Here is a 17,193-nt window from a genome sequence, read left to right as displayed (position 1 = left end):
TTACTTCTTCTCCATCTTTGCGCCGTAGCGGCTGCGGGCCTGCTTACGGTTCTTCACGCCCTGGGTATCAAGGGCGCCACGGACGATCTTGTAGCGGACACCGGGGAGGTCCTTAACACGACCACCGCGGACGAGCACAATGGAGTGCTCCTGCAGGTTGTGGCCAACACCGGGGATGTAGGCGGTAACTTCCACGCCGCCATTGAGGCGAACACGCGCCACCTTACGCAGAGCCGAGTTCGGCTTCTTCGGGGTGGTGGTGTAAACGCGGGTGCAAACACCGCGGCGCATGGGGCTGCCCTTAAGCGCGGGAGCCTTGGTCTTTGAGACCTTAGGCGTGCGGCCCTTGCGGACCAGCTGGTTAATCGTAGGCACTCTCGTGTTCTCCGTTTTATCCGGAGTGGCTGTTTCCGGCCACTCTCTTGTTGCGTTGCCCCGCCGCCCGAGCCCTGAAGAGGATCTTCATGGCGGCGAAGGCGAAGCCTTTAATAGTCGGATCGCATACCGGGAAGGAGCTTGCGATCCCATCAGTCCCTAGGCATGCAAAAATGTGGCATACGTTGCACAAGAACCCTGCAAACCGGAAACGTCGCTCTGGTCCAGCCTTTCAGCTGATACCGGCGCACTCATCCACTGCCACAATAACAATTGGTAACCAGTCTACCACGGACAGTGTCCAGGCCTTAATCGACGGGTTAAAGGGGGATGGTCCCCCACCGTGCGGTGCGGGACCATCCCTTTCGGCCAAGCCGGCTTCTGCTGGTTAGCGGAAGTCGTTGCCGAGGTCGTAGTCATCCAGCGGGATGGCGTGGAACTCGGGAGCTCCGTCACCGCCCAGGGTGTCGTACGAGAAATCGCTGAATGCGCTGGGGCCGGTGAACAGGTTGGCCTTCGCTTCTTCAGTGGGCTCGACCGTGACCTCCGTGTAGCGCGGGAGGCCCGTGCCGGCGGGGATCAGCTTACCGATGATGACGTTCTCCTTCAGGCCAAGCAGCGGATCGCTCTTGCCTTCCATGGCCGCCTGCGTCAGGACGCGGGTGGTCTCCTGGAAGGAAGCGGCCGAGAGCCAGGACTCGGTGGCCAGCGACGCCTTGGTGATGCCCATGAGCTCAGGACGTCCGGAAGCCGGAGTCTTGCCCTCGGACACAACGCGGCGGTTGGCCTCCTCGAACCGGCTCCGCTCGGCGAGCTCGCCGGGCAGCAGGTCCGATTCACCGGACTCGATGACCGTGACGCGGCGCAGCATCTGGCGGACGATAACCTCGACGTGCTTGTCGTGGATACCGATGCCCTGGCTGCGGTAGACGCCCTGGACCTCGTCCACCAGGAACTTCTGGGCGGCACGCGGACCCATGATGCGCAGGACCTGCTTGGGGTCCACGGGACCGTTGATCAGCTTCTGGCCAACGGTGACGTGGTCACCGTCTTCGATGAGCAGGCGTGAACGGCGCAGGACCGGGTAAGCGATCTCTTCCGTTCCGTCATCCGGGGTGATGACCAGGCGCATCTGGCGCTCGGACTCTTCGATGGTGATGCGGCCGGCTGCTTCGGCAATCGGCGCGACACCCTTCGGAGTACGGGCTTCGAAGAGCTCCTGGATACGGGGCAGACCCTGGGTGATGTCGTCGCCACCGCCGGCGGAAACTGCACCACCGGTGTGGAACGTACGCATGGTCAGCTGGGTACCGGGTTCACCGATGGACTGTGCGGCAATGATGCCCACGGCCTCGCCGATGTCCACAGTCTTGCCGGTGGCCAGCGAACGGCCGTAGCACAGGGCGCAGGTGCCGACGCTGGACTCACAGGTGAGGACCGAGCGGACCTTGACCTCGGTGATGCCTGCCTTGAAGAGTTCCGCGATGACGACGTCGCCGCAGTCGGTGCCGGCGGCTGCGAGGACATTGCCCTCGGAGTCCACGACGTCGACGGCCAGCGTACGGGCGTAGGCGCTGTTCTCGACGTTCTCGTCCAGGACGAGCTCACCGTTGGAATCGGCGACGGCGATGGGCGTGACCAAGCCGCGCTCGGTGCCGCAGTCTTCTTCACGGACGATGACATCCTGCGAGACGTCCACCAGGCGACGGGTCAGGTAACCCGAGTTGGCGGTACGCAGGGCGGTATCGGCCAGGCCCTTACGGGCACCGTGCGTGGCGATGAAGTATTCCAGCACCGACAGGCCCTCACGGTAGGAGGACTTGATGGGGCGCGGGATGATCTCACCCTTCGGGTTGGCCACCAGGCCACGGATACCCGCGATCTGGCGGACCTGCATCCAGTTACCACGTGCACCGGAGGACACCATGCGGTTGATGGTGTTCATCGGTGAGAGGCTCTCGCGCATCACCGAGGCGATGTCGTTGGTGGCCTTGTTCCAGATCTCGATCAGTTCCTGGCGACGCTCGTCGTCGTCGATCAGGCCCTTGTCGTACTGGCCCTGGATCTTGGCGGCCCGTTCCTCGTAACCGGCAAGGATTTCCGGCTTGGCAGCCGGGACCTCGATGTCGGAGATGGCAACCGTGACGCCTGAGCGGGTGGCCCAGTAGAAACCGGCGTCCTTCAGGTTGTCCAGCGTTGCCGCGGTGACGACCTTCGGGTAGCGCTCGGCGAGGTCGTTGACGATCCGGGACAGCTCGCCCTTGTCGGCAACAGCCTCGACCCAGGGGTAGTCCTCGGGCAGGGTCTCGTTGAAGAGGACCTGGCCCAGGGAGGTCTGGACGAGAGCGGGCTGACCCTGCTCCCAGCCTTCCGGAGCTTCCCAGCCGGCGTAGGGCACGAAGCCTTCGAGCCGGATCTTGACCTGCGAGTTCAGGTGCAGCTCGCGGGCGTCGAACGCCATGATGGCTTCCGAAACCGAACCGAAGATGCGGCCTTCACCGGCTGAACCCTTGCGCTTGGTGGTCAGGTGGTAGAGGCCGATGATCATATCCTGCGAGGGCAGGGTGACCGGGCGTCCGTCGGAGGGCTTCAGGATGTTGTTCGAGGACAGCATCAGGATGCGGGCTTCAGCCTGCGCTTCGGGGCTCAGCGGCAGGTGGACTGCCATCTGGTCACCGTCGAAGTCTGCGTTGAACGCGCCACAAACCAGCGGGTGCAGCTGGATTGCCTTGCCTTCAACAAGCTGCGGCTCGAACGCCTGGATGCCCAGGCGGTGCAGGGTAGGTGCACGGTTGAGCAGCACCGGGTGTTCGGTGATGATCTCTTCGAGAACGTCCCAGACCTGCGGGCGGTAGCGCTCCACCATCCGCTTGGCCGACTTGATGTTCTGGGCGTGGTTGAGGTCAACCAGGCGCTTCATCACGAATGGCTTGAAGAGCTCCAGGGCCATCTGCTTGGGCAGGCCGCACTGGTGCAGCTTCAGCTGCGGGCCGACGACGATGACCGAACGGCCGGAGTAGTCAACGCGCTTGCCGAGGAGGTTCTGGCGGAAACGGCCCTGCTTGCCCTTGAGCATGTCGCTCAGGGACTTCAGCGGACGGTTGCCCGGTCCGGTGACCGGACGGCCGCGGCGGCCGTTGTCGAAGAGGCTGTCAACAGCTTCCTGAAGCATGCGCTTCTCGTTGTTGACGATGATCTCCGGAGCACCAAGGTCAAGCAGGCGCTTGAGGCGGTTGTTCCGGTTGATCACGCGGCGGTAGAGGTCGTTGAGGTCGGAGGTCGCGAAGCGGCCACCGTCCAGCTGGACCATCGGGCGCAGTTCCGGCGGGATCACCGGGACGGCGTCGAGCACCATGCCGAGCGGGCTGTTGTTGGTGGTCAGGAACGCGTTGACCACCTTCAGGCGCTTGAGGGCGCGGGTCTTGCGCTGGCCCTTGCCGTTGGCGATGATGTCGCGCAGCAGGTCGGACTCAGCCTGCATGTCGAAGTTCTCAAGACGCTTCTTGATGGCCTCGGCACCCATGGAGCCTTCGAAGTACATGCCGTAGCGGTCGCGCAGTTCGCGGTACAGGCCTTCGTCACCTTCGAGGTCGGCGACCTTGAGGTTCTTGAAGCGGTCCCAGACCTGCTCGAGGCGCTCGATGTCGGCGTCGGCGCGCTTGCGCACGTTGGCCATCTGGCGGTCGGCGGAGTCGCGGGCCTTCTTCTTGTCCGCTGCCTTGGCGCCTTCGCCTTCGAGGCGTGCGATTTCGCCTTCGAGGTCGCGGGCGATCGCGGCGATGTCGGCGTCGCGGTTGTCGATCAGCTGCTTCTTCTCGATGTCGTGCTCAACCTGCAGGTTGGGCAGTTCCTCGTGGCGGGCAGCCTCGTCGACGCTGGTGATCATGTAGGCGGCGAAGTAGATGACCTTTTCGAGGTCCTTCGGAGCCAGGTCAAGGAGGTAGCCCAGGCGGGACGGAACACCCTTGAAGTACCAGATGTGCGTGACGGGAGCGGCCAGCTCGATGTGGCCCATGCGCTCACGGCGGACCTTGGCGCGGGTGACTTCGACGCCACAGCGCTCACAGATGATGCCCTTGAAGCGCACGCGCTTGTACTTGCCGCAGTAGCACTCCCAGTCCCGGGACGGGCCGAAGATCTTCTCGCAGAAGAGGCCGTCCTTCTCGGGCTTGAGCGTGCGGTAGTTGATGGTTTCCGGCTTCTTAACCTCGCCGTACGACCAGCCGCGGATGTCTTCCGCGGTGGCGAGGCCGATCTGCATGAGGCCGAAGGAGGATTCGCTGGACATATGGTCCCTGTTCTCTCTTGTTCTCTAAATTCTGAAGTCTTGACGGCGCCGGGGTTTCGACAGCTCAACCACCGGGCGCCCTGGTTGCGGGAGGAGGGAGGGGGCGTACGACGGCGGGTGGTCACCCGCCGTCGTCAACCTCCTGCTAGACCTCTTCTACGGAGCTGGGCTCTGCGCGAGACAGATCGATGCCCAGTTCTTCCGCAGCCGTGAAGACTGCGTCATCAGAGTCACGCATTTCAATTGTGGTTCCGTCCGTGGAAAGCACTTCCACGTTCAGGCACAGCGACTGCATTTCCTTGATCAAGACCTTGAAGGATTCGGGAACACCCGGCTCGGGGATGTTCTCGCCCTTGACGATCGCTTCGTAGACCTTCACGCGGCCGTGGATGTCATCCGACTTGATCGTGAGGAGCTCCTGGAGCGTGTAGGCGGCGCCATAAGCTTCGAGCGCCCACACTTCCATTTCACCGAAGCGCTGGCCACCGAACTGTGCCTTACCACCCAGCGGCTGCTGCGTGATCATGGAGTACGGGCCGGTGGAGCGCGCGTGGATCTTGTCGTCCACCAGGTGGTGGAGCTTCAGGATGTACATGTAGCCGACCGAGATCGGATCCGGGAACGGTTCGCCGGAGCGACCGTCAAACAGGCGGGTCTTGCCCGAGGAGTTGATCAGGCGGTCACCGTCACGGGTCACGTTGGTGGAATCCAGCAGGCCCGTGATTTCCTCTTCGCGGGCACCGTCGAACACCGGCGTGGCAACAGTGGTGGGGCCACTCTCGCGCGGCAGGTTCGGCAGCTGCTTGACCCACTCGGGCTCGCCTTCGATCTTCCAACCGGTCTTGGCAACCCAGCCGAGGTGCGTTTCGAGCACCTGGCCCACGTTCATGCGGCCCGGAACACCCAGCGGGTTCAGGACGATGTCAACGGGGGTGCCGTCGGCAAGGAAGGGCATGTCCTCGACCGGGAGGATCTTGGAGATAACGCCCTTGTTGCCGTGGCGGCCGGCGAGCTTGTCGCCGTCGGTGATCTTGCGCTTGGCGGCCACGTAGACGCGGACCAGCTGGTTCACGCCCGGGGGCAGCTCGTCGTCGTTGTCGCGGTCGAAGACGCGGACGCCGATGACGGTGCCGGACTCGCCGTGCGGCACCTTCAGGGAGGTGTCGCGCACTTCGCGGGACTTCTCACCGAAGATGGCGCGCAGCAGGCGCTCTTCCGGGGTCAGTTCGGTTTCACCCTTCGGGGTGACCTTTCCGACCAGGATGTCGCCTGCTTCAACCTCGGCACCGATGTGGATGATGCCGCGCTCGTCCAGGCCGGCCAGGACTTCCTCGGACACGTTGGGGATGTCACGGGTGATCTCCTCGGCACCAAGCTTGGTGTCGCGGGCGTCGATCTCGTGCTCCTCGATGTGGATGGAGGAAAGGACGTCCTCGGCAACGATGCGCTGCGAGAGGATGATGGCGTCCTCGAAGTTGTGGCCTTCCCAGGACATGAATGCCACGAGCAGGTTCTTGCCGAGCGCAAGTTCACCCTGGTCCGTTGCCGGGCCGTCAGCGATGATGCCGCCGACTTCCAGGCGCTGGCCTTCGTTCACCAGGACGCGGTGGTTGTAGCAGTTGCCCTGGTTGGAGCGGGCGAACTTGTTGATGCGGTAGTTGGTCTCGGTGCCGTCGTCGTTGAGCATGATGACGAGCTCGGCGGAAACCTCGGTGACCACACCGGCCTTCTTGGCGATGACAACGTCACCTGCGTCAACGGCGGCGGCGCGTTCCATGCCGGTACCCACGAACGGGGCCTCGGAACGGACCAGCGGCACGGCCTGGCGCTGCATGTTGGCACCCATGAGTGCACGGTTGGCGTCGTCGTGCTCCAGGAACGGGATCAGGGCGGTTGCCACGGACACCATCTGGCGCGGGGAGACGTCCATGAACTCGACGTCGGCGGCGGGAACCAGGACGGGCTCGCCTCCACCACCACGGGCACGGACCAGGACGGTGTCCTCGGCGAACTTGTTGTTCTCGTCCAGCGGGGCGTTGGCCTGCGCGATCAGCACCTCGGCCTCGTCGTCGGCCGTCAGGTACTGGACGTCGTCGGACACGACGCCGTCCTTGACCAGCCGGTACGGGGTTTCGATGAAACCGAACGGGTTGATCCGGCCGTAGGACGCCAGCGAACCGATCAGGCCGATGTTCGGGCCTTCAGGAGTTTCGATGGGGCACATACGTCCGTAGTGGGACGGGTGCACGTCACGGACTTCCATGCCGGCACGGTCACGGGACAGACCACCCGGGCCAAGCGCGGACAGGCGGCGCTTGTGGGTCAGGCCCGAGAGCGGGTTGTTCTGGTCCATGAACTGGGACAGCTGGGACGTTCCGAAGAACTCCTTGATGGCTGCAACCACAGGGCGGATGTTGATCAGGGTCTGCGGCGTGATGGCCTCGACGTCCTGGGTGGTCATACGCTCGCGGACGACGCGCTCCATGCGGGACAGGCCGGTGCGGACCTGGTTCTCGATGAGCTCGCCGACGGCGCGGATGCGGCGGTTGCCGAAGTGGTCGATATCGTCGATTTCGACGCGCAGGTCCACTTCCTGGCCATCGCGGGTGCCCTTGATGGTCTTCTCGCCGGCGTGAAGCGCGACGAGGAACTTGATCATGGCAACGATGTCTTCAACGTGCAGGACCGAGGCTTCCTTGTCACCAAGGGAGCGGTCGATGCCGAGCTTGCGGTTGATCTTGTAGCGGCCAACCTTGGCCAGATCGTAGCGCTTGGAGTTGAAGTACAGGTTGTCCAGCAGGGACTGGGCAGCCTCGACGGTGGGCGGCTCGCCCGGACGCAGCTTGCGGTAGATGTCCAGCAGGGCGTCTTCGCGGGTCTCGGTGGCGTCCTTCTCCAGGGTTGCCCGCATGGAGTCGTACTGGCCGAACTCTTCGAGGATCTGGCCTTCGGTCCAGCCGAGGGCCTTCAGCAGGACGGTGACGGACTGCTTGCGCTTGCGGTCGAGGCGGACACCTACCTGGTCGCGCTTGTCGATCTCGAGCTCGAACCAGGCACCGCGGGACGGGATGATCTTGGCGGTGAAGATGTCCTTGTCGCTGGTCTTGTCAGCGGCGCGCTCGAAGTAGGCGCCCGGCGAACGGACCAGCTGTGAGACGACGACACGCTCGGTGCCGTTGACCACGAAGGTACCCTTCTCGGTCATCAGCGGGAAGTCGCCCATGAACACGGTCTGCTGCTTGATTTCGCCCGTGTTGTTGTTCATGAACTCGGCCTTCACGTACAGCGGAGCCGAGTACGTTGCGTCCCGGTCCTTGCACTCGGCCATTGTGTACTTGGGGTCAGCGAACTCCGGATCGGAGAAGCTCAGGGACATGGTGCCCTGGAAGTCCTCAATCGGGGAGATCTCTTCAAAGATGTCCGACAGGCCGGACGTGGTGGCGACGCTGAGATCGTTTTCTTCGACAGCCTTTGCCACGCGTGCCTGCCAGCGCTCATTGCCGACCAGCCAGTCGAAGCTGTCTGTCTGCAGGGCAAGCAGATTCGGAACGTCAAGGGGTTCGTGAATCTTTGCGAATGAGAGCCGGCGAGTGGCACCATCAGTGCTGTCGGCGGTGTTAGCGGTTTCGTTATTAGAGGTGCTCGAGGCGACCAAGAGGGATCCTTCCACAGACCTTCAGGCGTTTTCAGATCTCCCCCGCTGTGCACCCTGCGGAGTGACTCCGCAGCGCTACCATCCGGTTCCGCTATATGACCCGGGACCCGCGCTGACGATGCTGTGACGTTGTCACGGCACGTTTATTGCCAGCTGCCAGGCAAAGCCCACCGCTATATGAAGGCTGAAGGTAAACAGGGAAGACGCAAATATCTACGATACGGCAAAACAACCTACGTGTCTACCCCACATCCGGCCGGATTGCAAGCACCTGTTTTCGCGCTGTGCACCGGACACCCTACAGGCGCAGCGTGACGCCTTCCGCCGTGCAGGTTCCCGAGTTGGCGAAGACGGCGTCACGCACGGCGTCCTTGGACTCCTGGGCGGGCGTGCCGCCGGACTCAGCGGCAGCCGAGTGGTCGATCGCAAGCAGGCTGAGCGAGGCGAAGAGTCCCTCAAGGTCGCCGGAAACCGTGGCTTTGGCGTCTTGGGCCTTCAGGTAGACGTCCTCGTAGCCTTTTGCATCGGTGGGGGAAACGGCAGCATAGTCCGCGAACAATGTGTTGAAGAGCTCACAGGCTTCCTTGGTACCCGCAGCCGCGTTGCCGGCGCCTGTTGACGTTGCTGACGCACGGGGCGTGCTGCCATCGCTGGACCGGACCGAGGGCGAAGCGGACGGCTGAGTTGAGTCCGCCGGCGACGGTGTCGATACCGAGCAGCCGGTGAGCGCGGCAACGGCGGCAAGGGCTGCTGCGGCAAATGTCGTCTTCATGTTCTCGCTCCGTCCGTCACGGCCCCGGAACCGGTGTCCCCCTGGAAAGCCTCGCCCACCACCCTACGCAAGCCGCCGCCGTCGTGCACAATGCCGGGATGGGGACCTCTCCCCCGCCTGCCGCGGCCTCCCGCCCGGAGGGGAGGATTCCTGCCGCAACCGGGACGCCGGAATGCACACAGGCGATTCGGCGTTTGAGTATATGGGTGACCAGGCTCACGATAGCCTTGGTGGCTTACACCTGAACCGGATTGAAAGTGATGACCATGGGCAACTCTCCTGACAACAGTGACGTTGTCATCCTTGCAGCAGCGCGGACCCCGCAGGGCCGCATCAACGGCCAACTGTCCAGCCTGACGGCGGTGGACCTCGGCGCCCACGCCATCAGGGCTGCCTTGGCGGCCAGCGGCATTGATGCAGCCGATGTGGAAGCCGTGATCATGGGCCAGGTACTGCAGGCGGGTGCCGGCCAAAACCCTGCGCGGCAAAGCTCCATCGGCGCCGGGATCGGCTGGAACGTCCCCGCCGTGACGGTCAATAAGGTATGCCTCTCCGGGCTCACCGCCGTGATCGACGCCGCCCGCATGATCCGTGCCGGCGAAGCAGCCGTGGTGGTGGCCGGCGGCCAGGAATCCATGAGCCGGGCACCGCACCTGCTCCCCGGGTCCCGCCAGGGATGGACCTACGGCTCCATCCAGGCACTGGACGCAGCCGCCCACGACGGTTTGACCGACGCCTTCGACGGCGAGTCCATGGGGTTGTCCACCGAGACGCGCAACCTCACCCTGGGCATCGACCGGACCTCCCAGGACAACGTGGCCGCACAGTCCCACCAACGCGCGGCCCTCGCGGCAAAGAACGGAACGTTCGACGGCGAAATCGCCCCGGTCAGCGTGAAGCAGCGGAAGGGCGATCCACTGGTGGTGGACACCGACGAGGGCGTGCGCCCCAACACCTCCGTGGAGTCGCTCGCCGGGCTGCGCGCCGCATTCGTTACGGACGGAACCATCACGGCCGGCAACTCTTCTCCCCTGTCCGACGGCGCCACCTCACTGGTGCTCGCTTCCCGCGCCTACGCCGACGAACACGGCCTGGAGTACCTGGCCGTCGTCGGGAAGCCGGGCCAGGTTGCCGGACCGGACAACTCCCTGCATTCACAGCCTTCGCACGCGATCATGAATGCCCTCGGCAAAGCCGGCTGGGGCACGGCCGACCTGGACTTCATCGAGATCAACGAGGCCTTCGGTTCCGTTGCCGTGCAGTCGCTCAAGGATTTGGACTACCCCCTGGAAAAGTGCAACATCCATGGCGGGGCGATCGCCCTGGGGCATCCGATCGGGGCTTCCGGGGCGCGGCTGGCCGCGCACGCCGCCCATGAGCTCAAGCGCCGCGGGACGGGCAAGGCCGCGGTGGCCCTGTGCGGCGGAGGGGGGCAGGGCGAAGCGCTCCTGCTCTACCGCGACTAATGGCGGGCCTGACCGCAAACGGAACGGACGGCGTCGGGCGGGAACGTTTCCTGGCCGACGCCGCCGCGCGCGGCCTGCACGTTGACGTCGTGGAACGTCCGCCGGCACGCAGCCTCGCCGAAGCGGCCGATATCCTGGGCATCCCGCCGGCCGACATTGTGAAGTCACTGGTGGTCAAGCACAAGGACGGTTCATTCCTGTTCGCGCTGGTTCCGGGCGACCGGCAGATTTCCTGGCCGAAACTCCGGTCCCTGCTGGGCGTCAACAAGCTCTCGCTGCCACCGGCAGACGTTGCCCTGGAAGCGACCGGCTACGAGCGTGGCACCATCACGCCGCTGGGCAGCACCACGGCATGGCCTGTCTATGCCGACGCCACGATCACCGGGCGCAGGATCTCCATGGGCGCCGGAGCCCACGGCTACAGTGCGTTCGTTGACGCCGACTCGCTGACCGCAGCCCTGGATGCCGTAGTCGCCGACATCTCAGATCCCGGCTGACCCTTCGGGCCCGCTTAAAGCAGAAACCCCGCCCAACTGGCTCGCAGTGGGGCGGGGTTTCCCGAGGAAAAGGCGTTGTTACTTGAGGGTAACGGTGGCGCCTGCAGCCTCGAGCTGCTCCTTGGCCTTCTCGGCAGCTTCCTTGTTGGCGCCTTCGAGAACAGCCTTGGGGGCGCTGTCAACCAGGTCCTTGGCTTCCTTGAGGCCGAGGGAGGTGATGGCGCGAACTTCCTTGATGACGGCGATCTTCTTGTCACCGGCAGATTCGAGGATGACGTCGAAGTCGGTCTTCTCTTCAACCTCTTCAGCAGCTCCGCCACCGGCGGGGCCGGCAACTGCAACAGCAGCGGCGGTAACTTCGAAGGTCTCTTCGAAGAGCTTGACGAACTCGGAGAGCTCGATGATGGTCAGTTCCTTGAAAGCTTCAATGAGCTCTTCGTTGCTGAGCTTCGCCATGGTTGGCGTCCTTCCTGTTGTGGTGTCCGAGCGGCGCGGAGCCGGGCCTGACACCGGAGTCTGGTGGGGTAAAGAGAATTAGTTCTCTTCGGCAGCGGCAGCTTCGGCGGGTGCCTCGGCTACTGCTTCAGCTGAAGAGTCAGCAGATTCTTCAGCGGCAGGCGCTTCGGCAGCTGCCGGTGCACCGTTCTCTTCTTCAAGCTTGAGGCGCAGTGCGTCGATGATGCGTGCAGCTGCGGCGGCGGGTGCCTTGAGGACGCCCGCAACCTTGGCGAGCTGCAGCTCACGGGACTCGAGGGCAGCCAGGGCTGCAACCTCGGTGGCGTCCAATGCCTTGCCCTCGAAGTAACCGGTCTTGATGACCAGCTGCTTGTTGGCCTTGGCAAAATCCGTCAGGCTCTTGGCAGCGGCAACTGCGTCACCCTTGATGAACGCGATTGCAGTGGGGCCGGCAAGCTGGCCGTCGAATGCTTCGACGCCGGCTTCCTTGGCTGCAATGGCGGTCAGGGTGTTCTTGACGACCGCGAACTTGGTGTCCTGGCCGAGAGAAACACGCAGCTGCTTGAGCTGTGCAACGGTGAGCCCGCGGTATTCGGTCAGGACAGCGGCGTTCGATTCCTTGAAATCGTTAGTGATCTCAGCTACTGCTGAAACCTTGGTAGGCGTTGCCATAACCCTCCTTCCGGGGATAGTGCCGGTATTCGACGGTCCCCGCTCAAGAGAGCTAAAACTAAAAACGCCCCGCGCAGATGCACGGGGCTTGGCTCAACACGGCTGAGCCGTGGAGCTTTGCTTCGTTCACCTGCGCCGGCCGCCCTGCGTTGAGGGTCCTTCGTCCGGAAACCTACTGTGGCCTCCGGCGCACAACTGCAGAGTTGAGCCATGAACAGGAGAGTGGATTTCCAACAACCGACGGTCTTTGGTACTCCCAGCTTACGTGAGGGAGCACCGGTCCGCCAAATCGGGCGTCAGCTGGTGCTGGTCCGCAAGGTGGGAAGTTCCTTTTGCCAGATACCCGTCACCCCTGCCGTCTGGAACCCAAGCTGCTTGTTGACCGTAAGCAGGTACCGGTTCTCGGGGGCATTCCAGGTGTAGATGATGCGGGCATCCGGGAACTGCTCGCTGAGCCGCTCCATGTTGGCCACTTTGATCAGCAGGCCCAGCTTGTTGCCGCGGTGCTCCTGCAGGACCAAGGTATCGTCCTGGAAAACGACGTCGGCGCGGTGGGCCAGCACGGTGATGGTGGTCAGTCCCACCAGCGATCCCGTGGCGATGTGCTCGACGGCGGTGACCACCGTCCGCCTTCCCTGCGCGATGGCGACGTCTTCGGCCTCACGCAGGATCCCGCCGTCGAACACCATGTCCTGCTCAACCGGCACGTCCAGGGAGGGGTCGACGTCTGCACCCGCCTGGTTCTCCAGGACCGCCACGGCCTCCAGCCACTGGTCCGGGCAGCGGTCCGTCCAATGGTGCAGCCGGTACCGGCCGCCATTGGCTTCCTCGGCCTCAGCCTGGAGGTCGGCCACCAGCTTCGTGTCGAGGGGAAGCAGGCAGGAACTGAACTGCTCAATGTGCTGGAGTGTGTACCCGGTCCGCTGCGCGAACTCCACCTCCCGGCTTTCCAAGGGAACGAACCCCTGGCCGGTGCCCGGGACCAACTGGGCCTGACCAAATTCGTGGAGTGATGCGCCGGGGTGGTTGGTGTCCACCAGGATCATGGTGCGTCCCTCGCCGCGAGCCAGCTGTTCGGCCGCCTCAAGCAGGCGCCGGCCCACGCCCTGGCGCTGGAACTCGGGCAGTATGTCCAGGGTGAGTTCGGCAAGGTCCAGGTGGTCCGTCAGCGGCAGCGCGATGTCCACAGTGCCCACGATGTCTCCGTCCACCTTGGCGACGAGGATCAGCTGCCGCTCATAGGGATCAGCAAACTCGAGCAGTTTTTCCAGCGGACCGTAGGCGAGATCGTCACTCCCCCAGGTCTGCATCCGCACCTTGCGCCCCACCTCGACGGCGGCCAGGAAGTCGGCTGCGTCCGGGGTGTCCAGGGAATCCGGAATCCACAGCTGTTCGATCTTTACGTCTATCGCCATTCGGGCATCATCCCAGCCGTTTCTGCCACTCACCTTCATAGCCGGCAGGCTTGAATCCAAGTGCGGTATTAATCGCCAGCATATGCTGGTTTTCGCTGGCATTCCATGTCAGGACCGAGCGCGCCGGGGGCCACTTTTCCTGCGCGCGGCGGAGGTTGGCCACCTTGACCAGCATGCCCAGCCGATGCCCGCGATGCTCTGCCGACACCAAGGTGTCTTGCTGGATCAGCGACTCCGGCACCTCGGGGCGCCAGGTGAGGACCGTGTACGCCACCAGCTCGCCAGTGGGCCGGTGCACGGCGGCCGCCACGGAAGACTGGACGCCACTGCGGACAAGGGCCGATTCGTCCCCCCGGACCCGGGCCGCATCCCAGTCCTCGCGTTCCCAGTCCATGCCCGCGGTAGGCGCATCCGTGCTCATCCGCTCCTTGAGCCGGGCAAAGGCGGCAACAAGCTCTTCCGGGCAACGATCATCCCAGGCCGTCAGCGTGTAGCACTCTGCACGCGCGATCCCTTCCGCTTCGAGCCGGGCCAGCCGGTCACCAGCCACGGGCAGGGCCAGCCGGCTGGAGCGTTCCACCTGTTCCAGCTGGTAGCCGGCGGACAGGGCAAAAGCGCTTGCGGGGTGGTCCAGTGGCAAGTGCCCGGCCCCGGACTTCGCGGCCAGCCTGCCGGCGCCATGTCCCGAAGCGTCCAGGGGTATTTCATGGAAGCCGCCAAGGGATGACCGACCCCGGGAGTGGGCCACGGCCTCGACATGGCCCAGCAGCGCACGCCCGATCCCCCGGCGGCGCCAGCGGGGAACCACCAGGACCTCAATGCCCGCCGTGGCCGTGTTGTCCCGCAGCGGGAAGGTGACCGAGCACAGGCCCACCGGTTCGCTGCCGATCCGGGCCAGGAAGAGCTGCCGTTCTTCATAGGGGTTGCCACGCCAGTACTCAAGCGCCTCCTTGTCGGTCAGGCAGCGCTCCAGGCTTCCCCACACAGCCATGTCCTCCGCTGCCCGCATGGCCTGGCACTCCCGGAAGTCCGCCAACGTACCGGAGGGACCTTGGCCGCTTCCGGCGGCAGGGATCGCGACGGCGCCAATCACCAGTACGTCACGTGCCGGCAGCGGCGGGACGCCAGCGGGGTCCGGATTATCCATGCAGCCAGCTTAGGCAAATACGCCGGACAACAAAGGAGCCCGCCCCGGCGCATGCGCGTCGGGGCGGGCTCCTGATGCTCCGGGATCAGCCCGGGGCAGGAACTTTCATCAAGGACTAAGCCTCGGTGAGCACCTTGGTGACGTTGGGGTCGACGGAGATGCCGGGACCGAACGTGGTGGCAACGGTGGCCTTCTGGATGTAGCGGCCCTTGGCAGCGGACGGCTTCAGGCGAAGGACCTCTTCCAGGGCGGCTGCGTAGTTCTCGGCCAGCTTGATGGCGTCGAACGACACCTTGCCGATGATGAAGTGCAGGTTGGAGTGCTTGTCGACGCGGAAGTCGATCTTTCCACCCTTGATGTCGTTGACGGCCTTGGTGACGTCGGGGGTCACGGTGCCCGTCTTCGGGTTCGGCATCAGGTTACGCGGACCAAGGACCTTACCGAGGCGGCCAACCTTACCCATGAGGTCAGGGGTGGCAACGGCTGCGTCGAAGTCGGTCCAGCCGGCGGCGATCTTTTCGATCAGGTCGTCGGAACCAACGAAGTCCGCGCCGGCTGCGATTGCTGCCTCAGCCTTGTCGCCCGTGGCGAAGACCAGGACGCGGGCGGTCTTACCGGTGCCGTGGGGCAGGTTGACCGTACCGCGGACCATCTGGTCAGCCTTGCGGGGGTCAACGCCCAGGCGGAAAGCCACCTCGACGGTTGCGTCGAACTTGGACGGGTTGGTGTCCTTGGCCAGCGTTACTGCCTCGAACGGTGCGTAGTGCTTCTCCGCGTCGATCTTGGCGGCTGCTGCCTCATATGCTTTGCTGCGCTTTGCCATGCTGCTTATTTCTCCTTGTGCAGTTGTGGTCTGCGGACCGCGCTGGGCCCTGCCACAGTCGGTGATCCGGTTCGTTATCCGGCCCGGATGACCGACATTTCAATGTGTTTGGTGCCGGTGTCCCGGCGGTGCCGCCCGTCGTCGTCAATTACCTTGACGCTGGACAGCGGGAAGGGTGGTTAGCCCTCGACGGTGATACCCATGGAGCGGGCGGTGCCGGCGATGATCTTGGCTGCGCCTTCGAGGCTGGTGGCGTTGAGGTCTTCCATCTTGGTGGAGGCGATCTCGTTGACCTGGGCCTGGGTCAGCTTGGCAACCTTGACGGTGTGCGGGGTGGATGAACCCTTGGCAACGCCTGCAGCCTTCTTGATGAGCTCTGCAGCCGGCGGGGTCTTGGTGATGAACGTGAAGGAACGGTCCTCGTAGACCGTGATTTCCACGGGGATGACGTTTCCGCGCTGGGCTTCCGTCGCAGCGTTGTACGCCTTGCAGAATTCCATGATGTTGACACCGTGCTGGCCAAGCGCGGGACCGATCGGCGGGGCCGGGTTGGCGGCACCTGCCTGGATCTGCAGCTTGATGAGGCCGGTGACCTTCTTCTTGGGAGCCAATGTAGGGTCCTTCTCTCAATAACGTCCTGGGGCACAGGAGCGTGCCTCAGGTTTGTGGCCGCCATGGCAAGGCGGCCGGCCGTTCCGGCGCCGCTAAGCGGGCGGTGCCGGAACGAATTCTCGGTTGGTCAGATCTTGGTGACCTGGTTGAACGCCAGGGTGACGGGCGTTTCGCGCTCGAAGATGGAGACCAGCACCACGAGGGTCTGGGACTCGGGCTTGATCTCGGAGATCGTGGCGGGAAGGGTCTCGAACGGGCCTTCCTTGACGATGACGGACTCGCCGACCTCGAAGTCGACGGCCACGGGAGCCTGGTTCTGCTTGTTGACCGGCTTGCCCTTCTCGGCCTGCTCTTCCTCGAAGACCGGGGCGAGCATGGAGAAGACCTCGTCCAGGCGCAGCGGGACCGGGTTGTGGGCGTTGCCCACGAAGCCGGTCACGCCGGGGGTGTGGCGGACGGCGCCCCAGGAGGCGTCGGTCAGGTCCATGCGGACCAGGACGTAGCCGGGGATGCGGACGCGGTTGATCACCTTGCGCTGGGCGTTCTTGATCTCCACGACTTCTTCCATGGGCACCTGGATTTCGAAGATGTAATCTTCCATGTCCAGGGTCTGGATGCGGGTTTCAAGGTTGGCCTTCACGCGGTTCTCGTAACCTGCGTAGGAGTGGATGACGTACCAGTCACCCTCCTGGCGGCGCAGTTTGGCCTTGAACTCCTCGGCGGGATCAGCGGCTGCGGTGGCCGCTGCGGCGGCGAGGGCGTCGGCGGACTCGTCGTCGCCGTCTTCCGTGGCGTCGGCTTCTTCACCGGCGGCACCGTCAGCATCGGAGCCGGCGTCGTCGGATTCGGGCGCGAAGGACTCAACCTCGGACTCTTCACCGGCTTCTGCCGCGACGTCCTGGGACTGTTCCAGCCCAGACTCGGTTACCTCGAGCTCCTGCTCAGACACTTGGTCTCCTGCTTCCTCATTGCCTAACATGCCTATTTAAATGGCTCAATTCCGCACACCGGCGCT

General features: G+C 64.2%; 13 protein-coding genes. 2 read left to right on the top strand and 11 right to left on the bottom strand.

The genetic code is table 11. The features are described from left to right. The 4 genes from rpsL to AC4EEO_RS04855 form a co-directional block, all read right to left on the bottom strand. Window positions 1-375, bottom strand: coding sequence for a 30S ribosomal protein S12 (gene rpsL, locus AC4EEO_RS04870; RefSeq protein WP_009358312.1), 375 nt, complete (start codon window positions 373-375; stop codon window positions 1-3). Between the two features lie 388 nt (window positions 376-763). After that, window positions 764-4,663 carry a DNA-directed RNA polymerase subunit beta' gene (locus tag AC4EEO_RS04865; RefSeq protein ID WP_018760462.1) on the bottom strand — a complete coding sequence of 1,300 codons (3,900 nt, stop codon included), beginning with the start codon at window positions 4,661-4,663 and terminating at the stop codon, window positions 764-766. 145 nt (window positions 4,664-4,808) lie between these two features. Next, entirely contained in the window at window positions 4,809-8,318 is a 3,510-nt protein-coding gene (gene rpoB, locus AC4EEO_RS04860; protein ID WP_018760463.1) for a DNA-directed RNA polymerase subunit beta, read from the bottom strand. A gap of 298 nt (window positions 8,319-8,616) precedes the next feature. Then, window positions 8,617-9,090 carry a hypothetical protein gene (locus tag AC4EEO_RS04855; protein ID WP_018760464.1) on the bottom strand — a complete coding sequence of 158 codons (474 nt, stop codon included), beginning with the start codon at window positions 9,088-9,090 and terminating at the stop codon, window positions 8,617-8,619. 266 nt (window positions 9,091-9,356) lie between these two features. On the opposite strand from AC4EEO_RS04855, the gene AC4EEO_RS04850 reads away from it, so the two are divergent. Next, window positions 9,357-10,556 carry an acetyl-CoA C-acetyltransferase gene (locus tag AC4EEO_RS04850; RefSeq protein ID WP_491340017.1) on the top strand — a complete coding sequence of 400 codons (1,200 nt, stop codon included), beginning with the start codon at window positions 9,357-9,359 and terminating at the stop codon, window positions 10,554-10,556. Continuing rightward, on the top strand, window positions 10,556-11,053 hold the full coding sequence (locus AC4EEO_RS04845; RefSeq protein WP_491340016.1) for an aminoacyl-tRNA deacylase: 498 nt from the start codon (window positions 10,556-10,558) through the stop codon (window positions 11,051-11,053). The genes AC4EEO_RS04850 and AC4EEO_RS04845 overlap by 1 nt, the downstream gene beginning before the upstream one ends. Before the next feature lie 78 nt (window positions 11,054-11,131). Here AC4EEO_RS04845 and rplL read toward each other — a convergent pair whose 3' ends face one another. The 7 genes from rplL to nusG form a co-directional block, all read right to left on the bottom strand. Further along, window positions 11,132-11,509, bottom strand: a complete 378-nt coding sequence (gene rplL, locus AC4EEO_RS04840; protein WP_018760467.1) for a 50S ribosomal protein L7/L12 — start codon at window positions 11,507-11,509, stop codon at window positions 11,132-11,134. 78 nt (window positions 11,510-11,587) lie between these two features. After that, window positions 11,588-12,181, bottom strand: coding sequence for a 50S ribosomal protein L10 (gene rplJ / locus AC4EEO_RS04835; RefSeq protein WP_018760468.1), 594 nt, complete (start codon window positions 12,179-12,181; stop codon window positions 11,588-11,590). Between the two features lie 296 nt (window positions 12,182-12,477). After that, window positions 12,478-13,596 (bottom strand): GNAT family N-acetyltransferase, encoded by a 1,119-nt coding sequence (locus AC4EEO_RS04830; protein WP_018760469.1) that lies wholly within the window; start codon window positions 13,594-13,596, stop codon window positions 12,478-12,480. A 7-nt stretch (window positions 13,597-13,603) separates the two neighbouring features. Further along, window positions 13,604-14,743, bottom strand: coding sequence for a GNAT family N-acetyltransferase (locus tag AC4EEO_RS04825; RefSeq protein ID WP_491330291.1), 1,140 nt, complete (start codon window positions 14,741-14,743; stop codon window positions 13,604-13,606). A gap of 115 nt (window positions 14,744-14,858) precedes the next feature. Then, entirely contained in the window at window positions 14,859-15,566 is a 708-nt protein-coding gene (gene rplA, locus AC4EEO_RS04820; RefSeq protein ID WP_018760471.1) for a 50S ribosomal protein L1, read from the bottom strand. A 179-nt stretch (window positions 15,567-15,745) separates the two neighbouring features. Then, window positions 15,746-16,177, bottom strand: a complete 432-nt coding sequence (rplK, locus tag AC4EEO_RS04815; protein WP_018760472.1) for a 50S ribosomal protein L11 — start codon at window positions 16,175-16,177, stop codon at window positions 15,746-15,748. Window positions 16,178-16,305: 128 nt separating this feature from the next. Continuing rightward, window positions 16,306-17,127 carry a transcription termination/antitermination protein NusG gene (gene nusG / locus AC4EEO_RS04810; protein ID WP_491330292.1) on the bottom strand — a complete coding sequence of 274 codons (822 nt, stop codon included), beginning with the start codon at window positions 17,125-17,127 and terminating at the stop codon, window positions 16,306-16,308. Window positions 17,128-17,193 lie beyond the last annotated feature (66 nt).

This window comes from Pseudarthrobacter sp. MOO13 (assembly GCF_058267655.1).
The sequence above is the reverse complement of the archived record's forward strand: the minus strand, read 5'-3'. Positions and strand labels throughout refer to the sequence as shown.

Coding starts and splice junctions, on each gene's coding strand:
- AC4EEO_RS04865 (WP_018760462.1), bottom strand. CDS start 4,663: ATGTCCAGCGAATCCTCCTTCGGCCTCATGCAGATCGGCCTCGCCACC.
- AC4EEO_RS04855 (WP_018760464.1), bottom strand. CDS start 9,090: ATGAAGACGACATTTGCCGCAGCAGCCCTTGCCGCCGTTGCCGCGCTC.
- AC4EEO_RS04850 (WP_491340017.1), top strand. CDS start 9,357: ATGGGCAACTCTCCTGACAACAGTGACGTTGTCATCCTTGCAGCAGCG.
- AC4EEO_RS04845 (WP_491340016.1), top strand. CDS start 10,556: ATGGCGGGCCTGACCGCAAACGGAACGGACGGCGTCGGGCGGGAACGT.
- rplL (WP_018760467.1), bottom strand. CDS start 11,509: ATGGCGAAGCTCAGCAACGAAGAGCTCATTGAAGCTTTCAAGGAACTG.
- rplJ (WP_018760468.1), bottom strand. CDS start 12,181: ATGGCAACGCCTACCAAGGTTTCAGCAGTAGCTGAGATCACTAACGAT.
- AC4EEO_RS04830 (WP_018760469.1), bottom strand. CDS start 13,596: ATGGCGATAGACGTAAAGATCGAACAGCTGTGGATTCCGGATTCCCTG.
- AC4EEO_RS04825 (WP_491330291.1), bottom strand. CDS start 14,743: ATGGATAATCCGGACCCCGCTGGCGTCCCGCCGCTGCCGGCACGTGAC.
- rplA (WP_018760471.1), bottom strand. CDS start 15,566: ATGGCAAAGCGCAGCAAAGCATATGAGGCAGCAGCCGCCAAGATCGAC.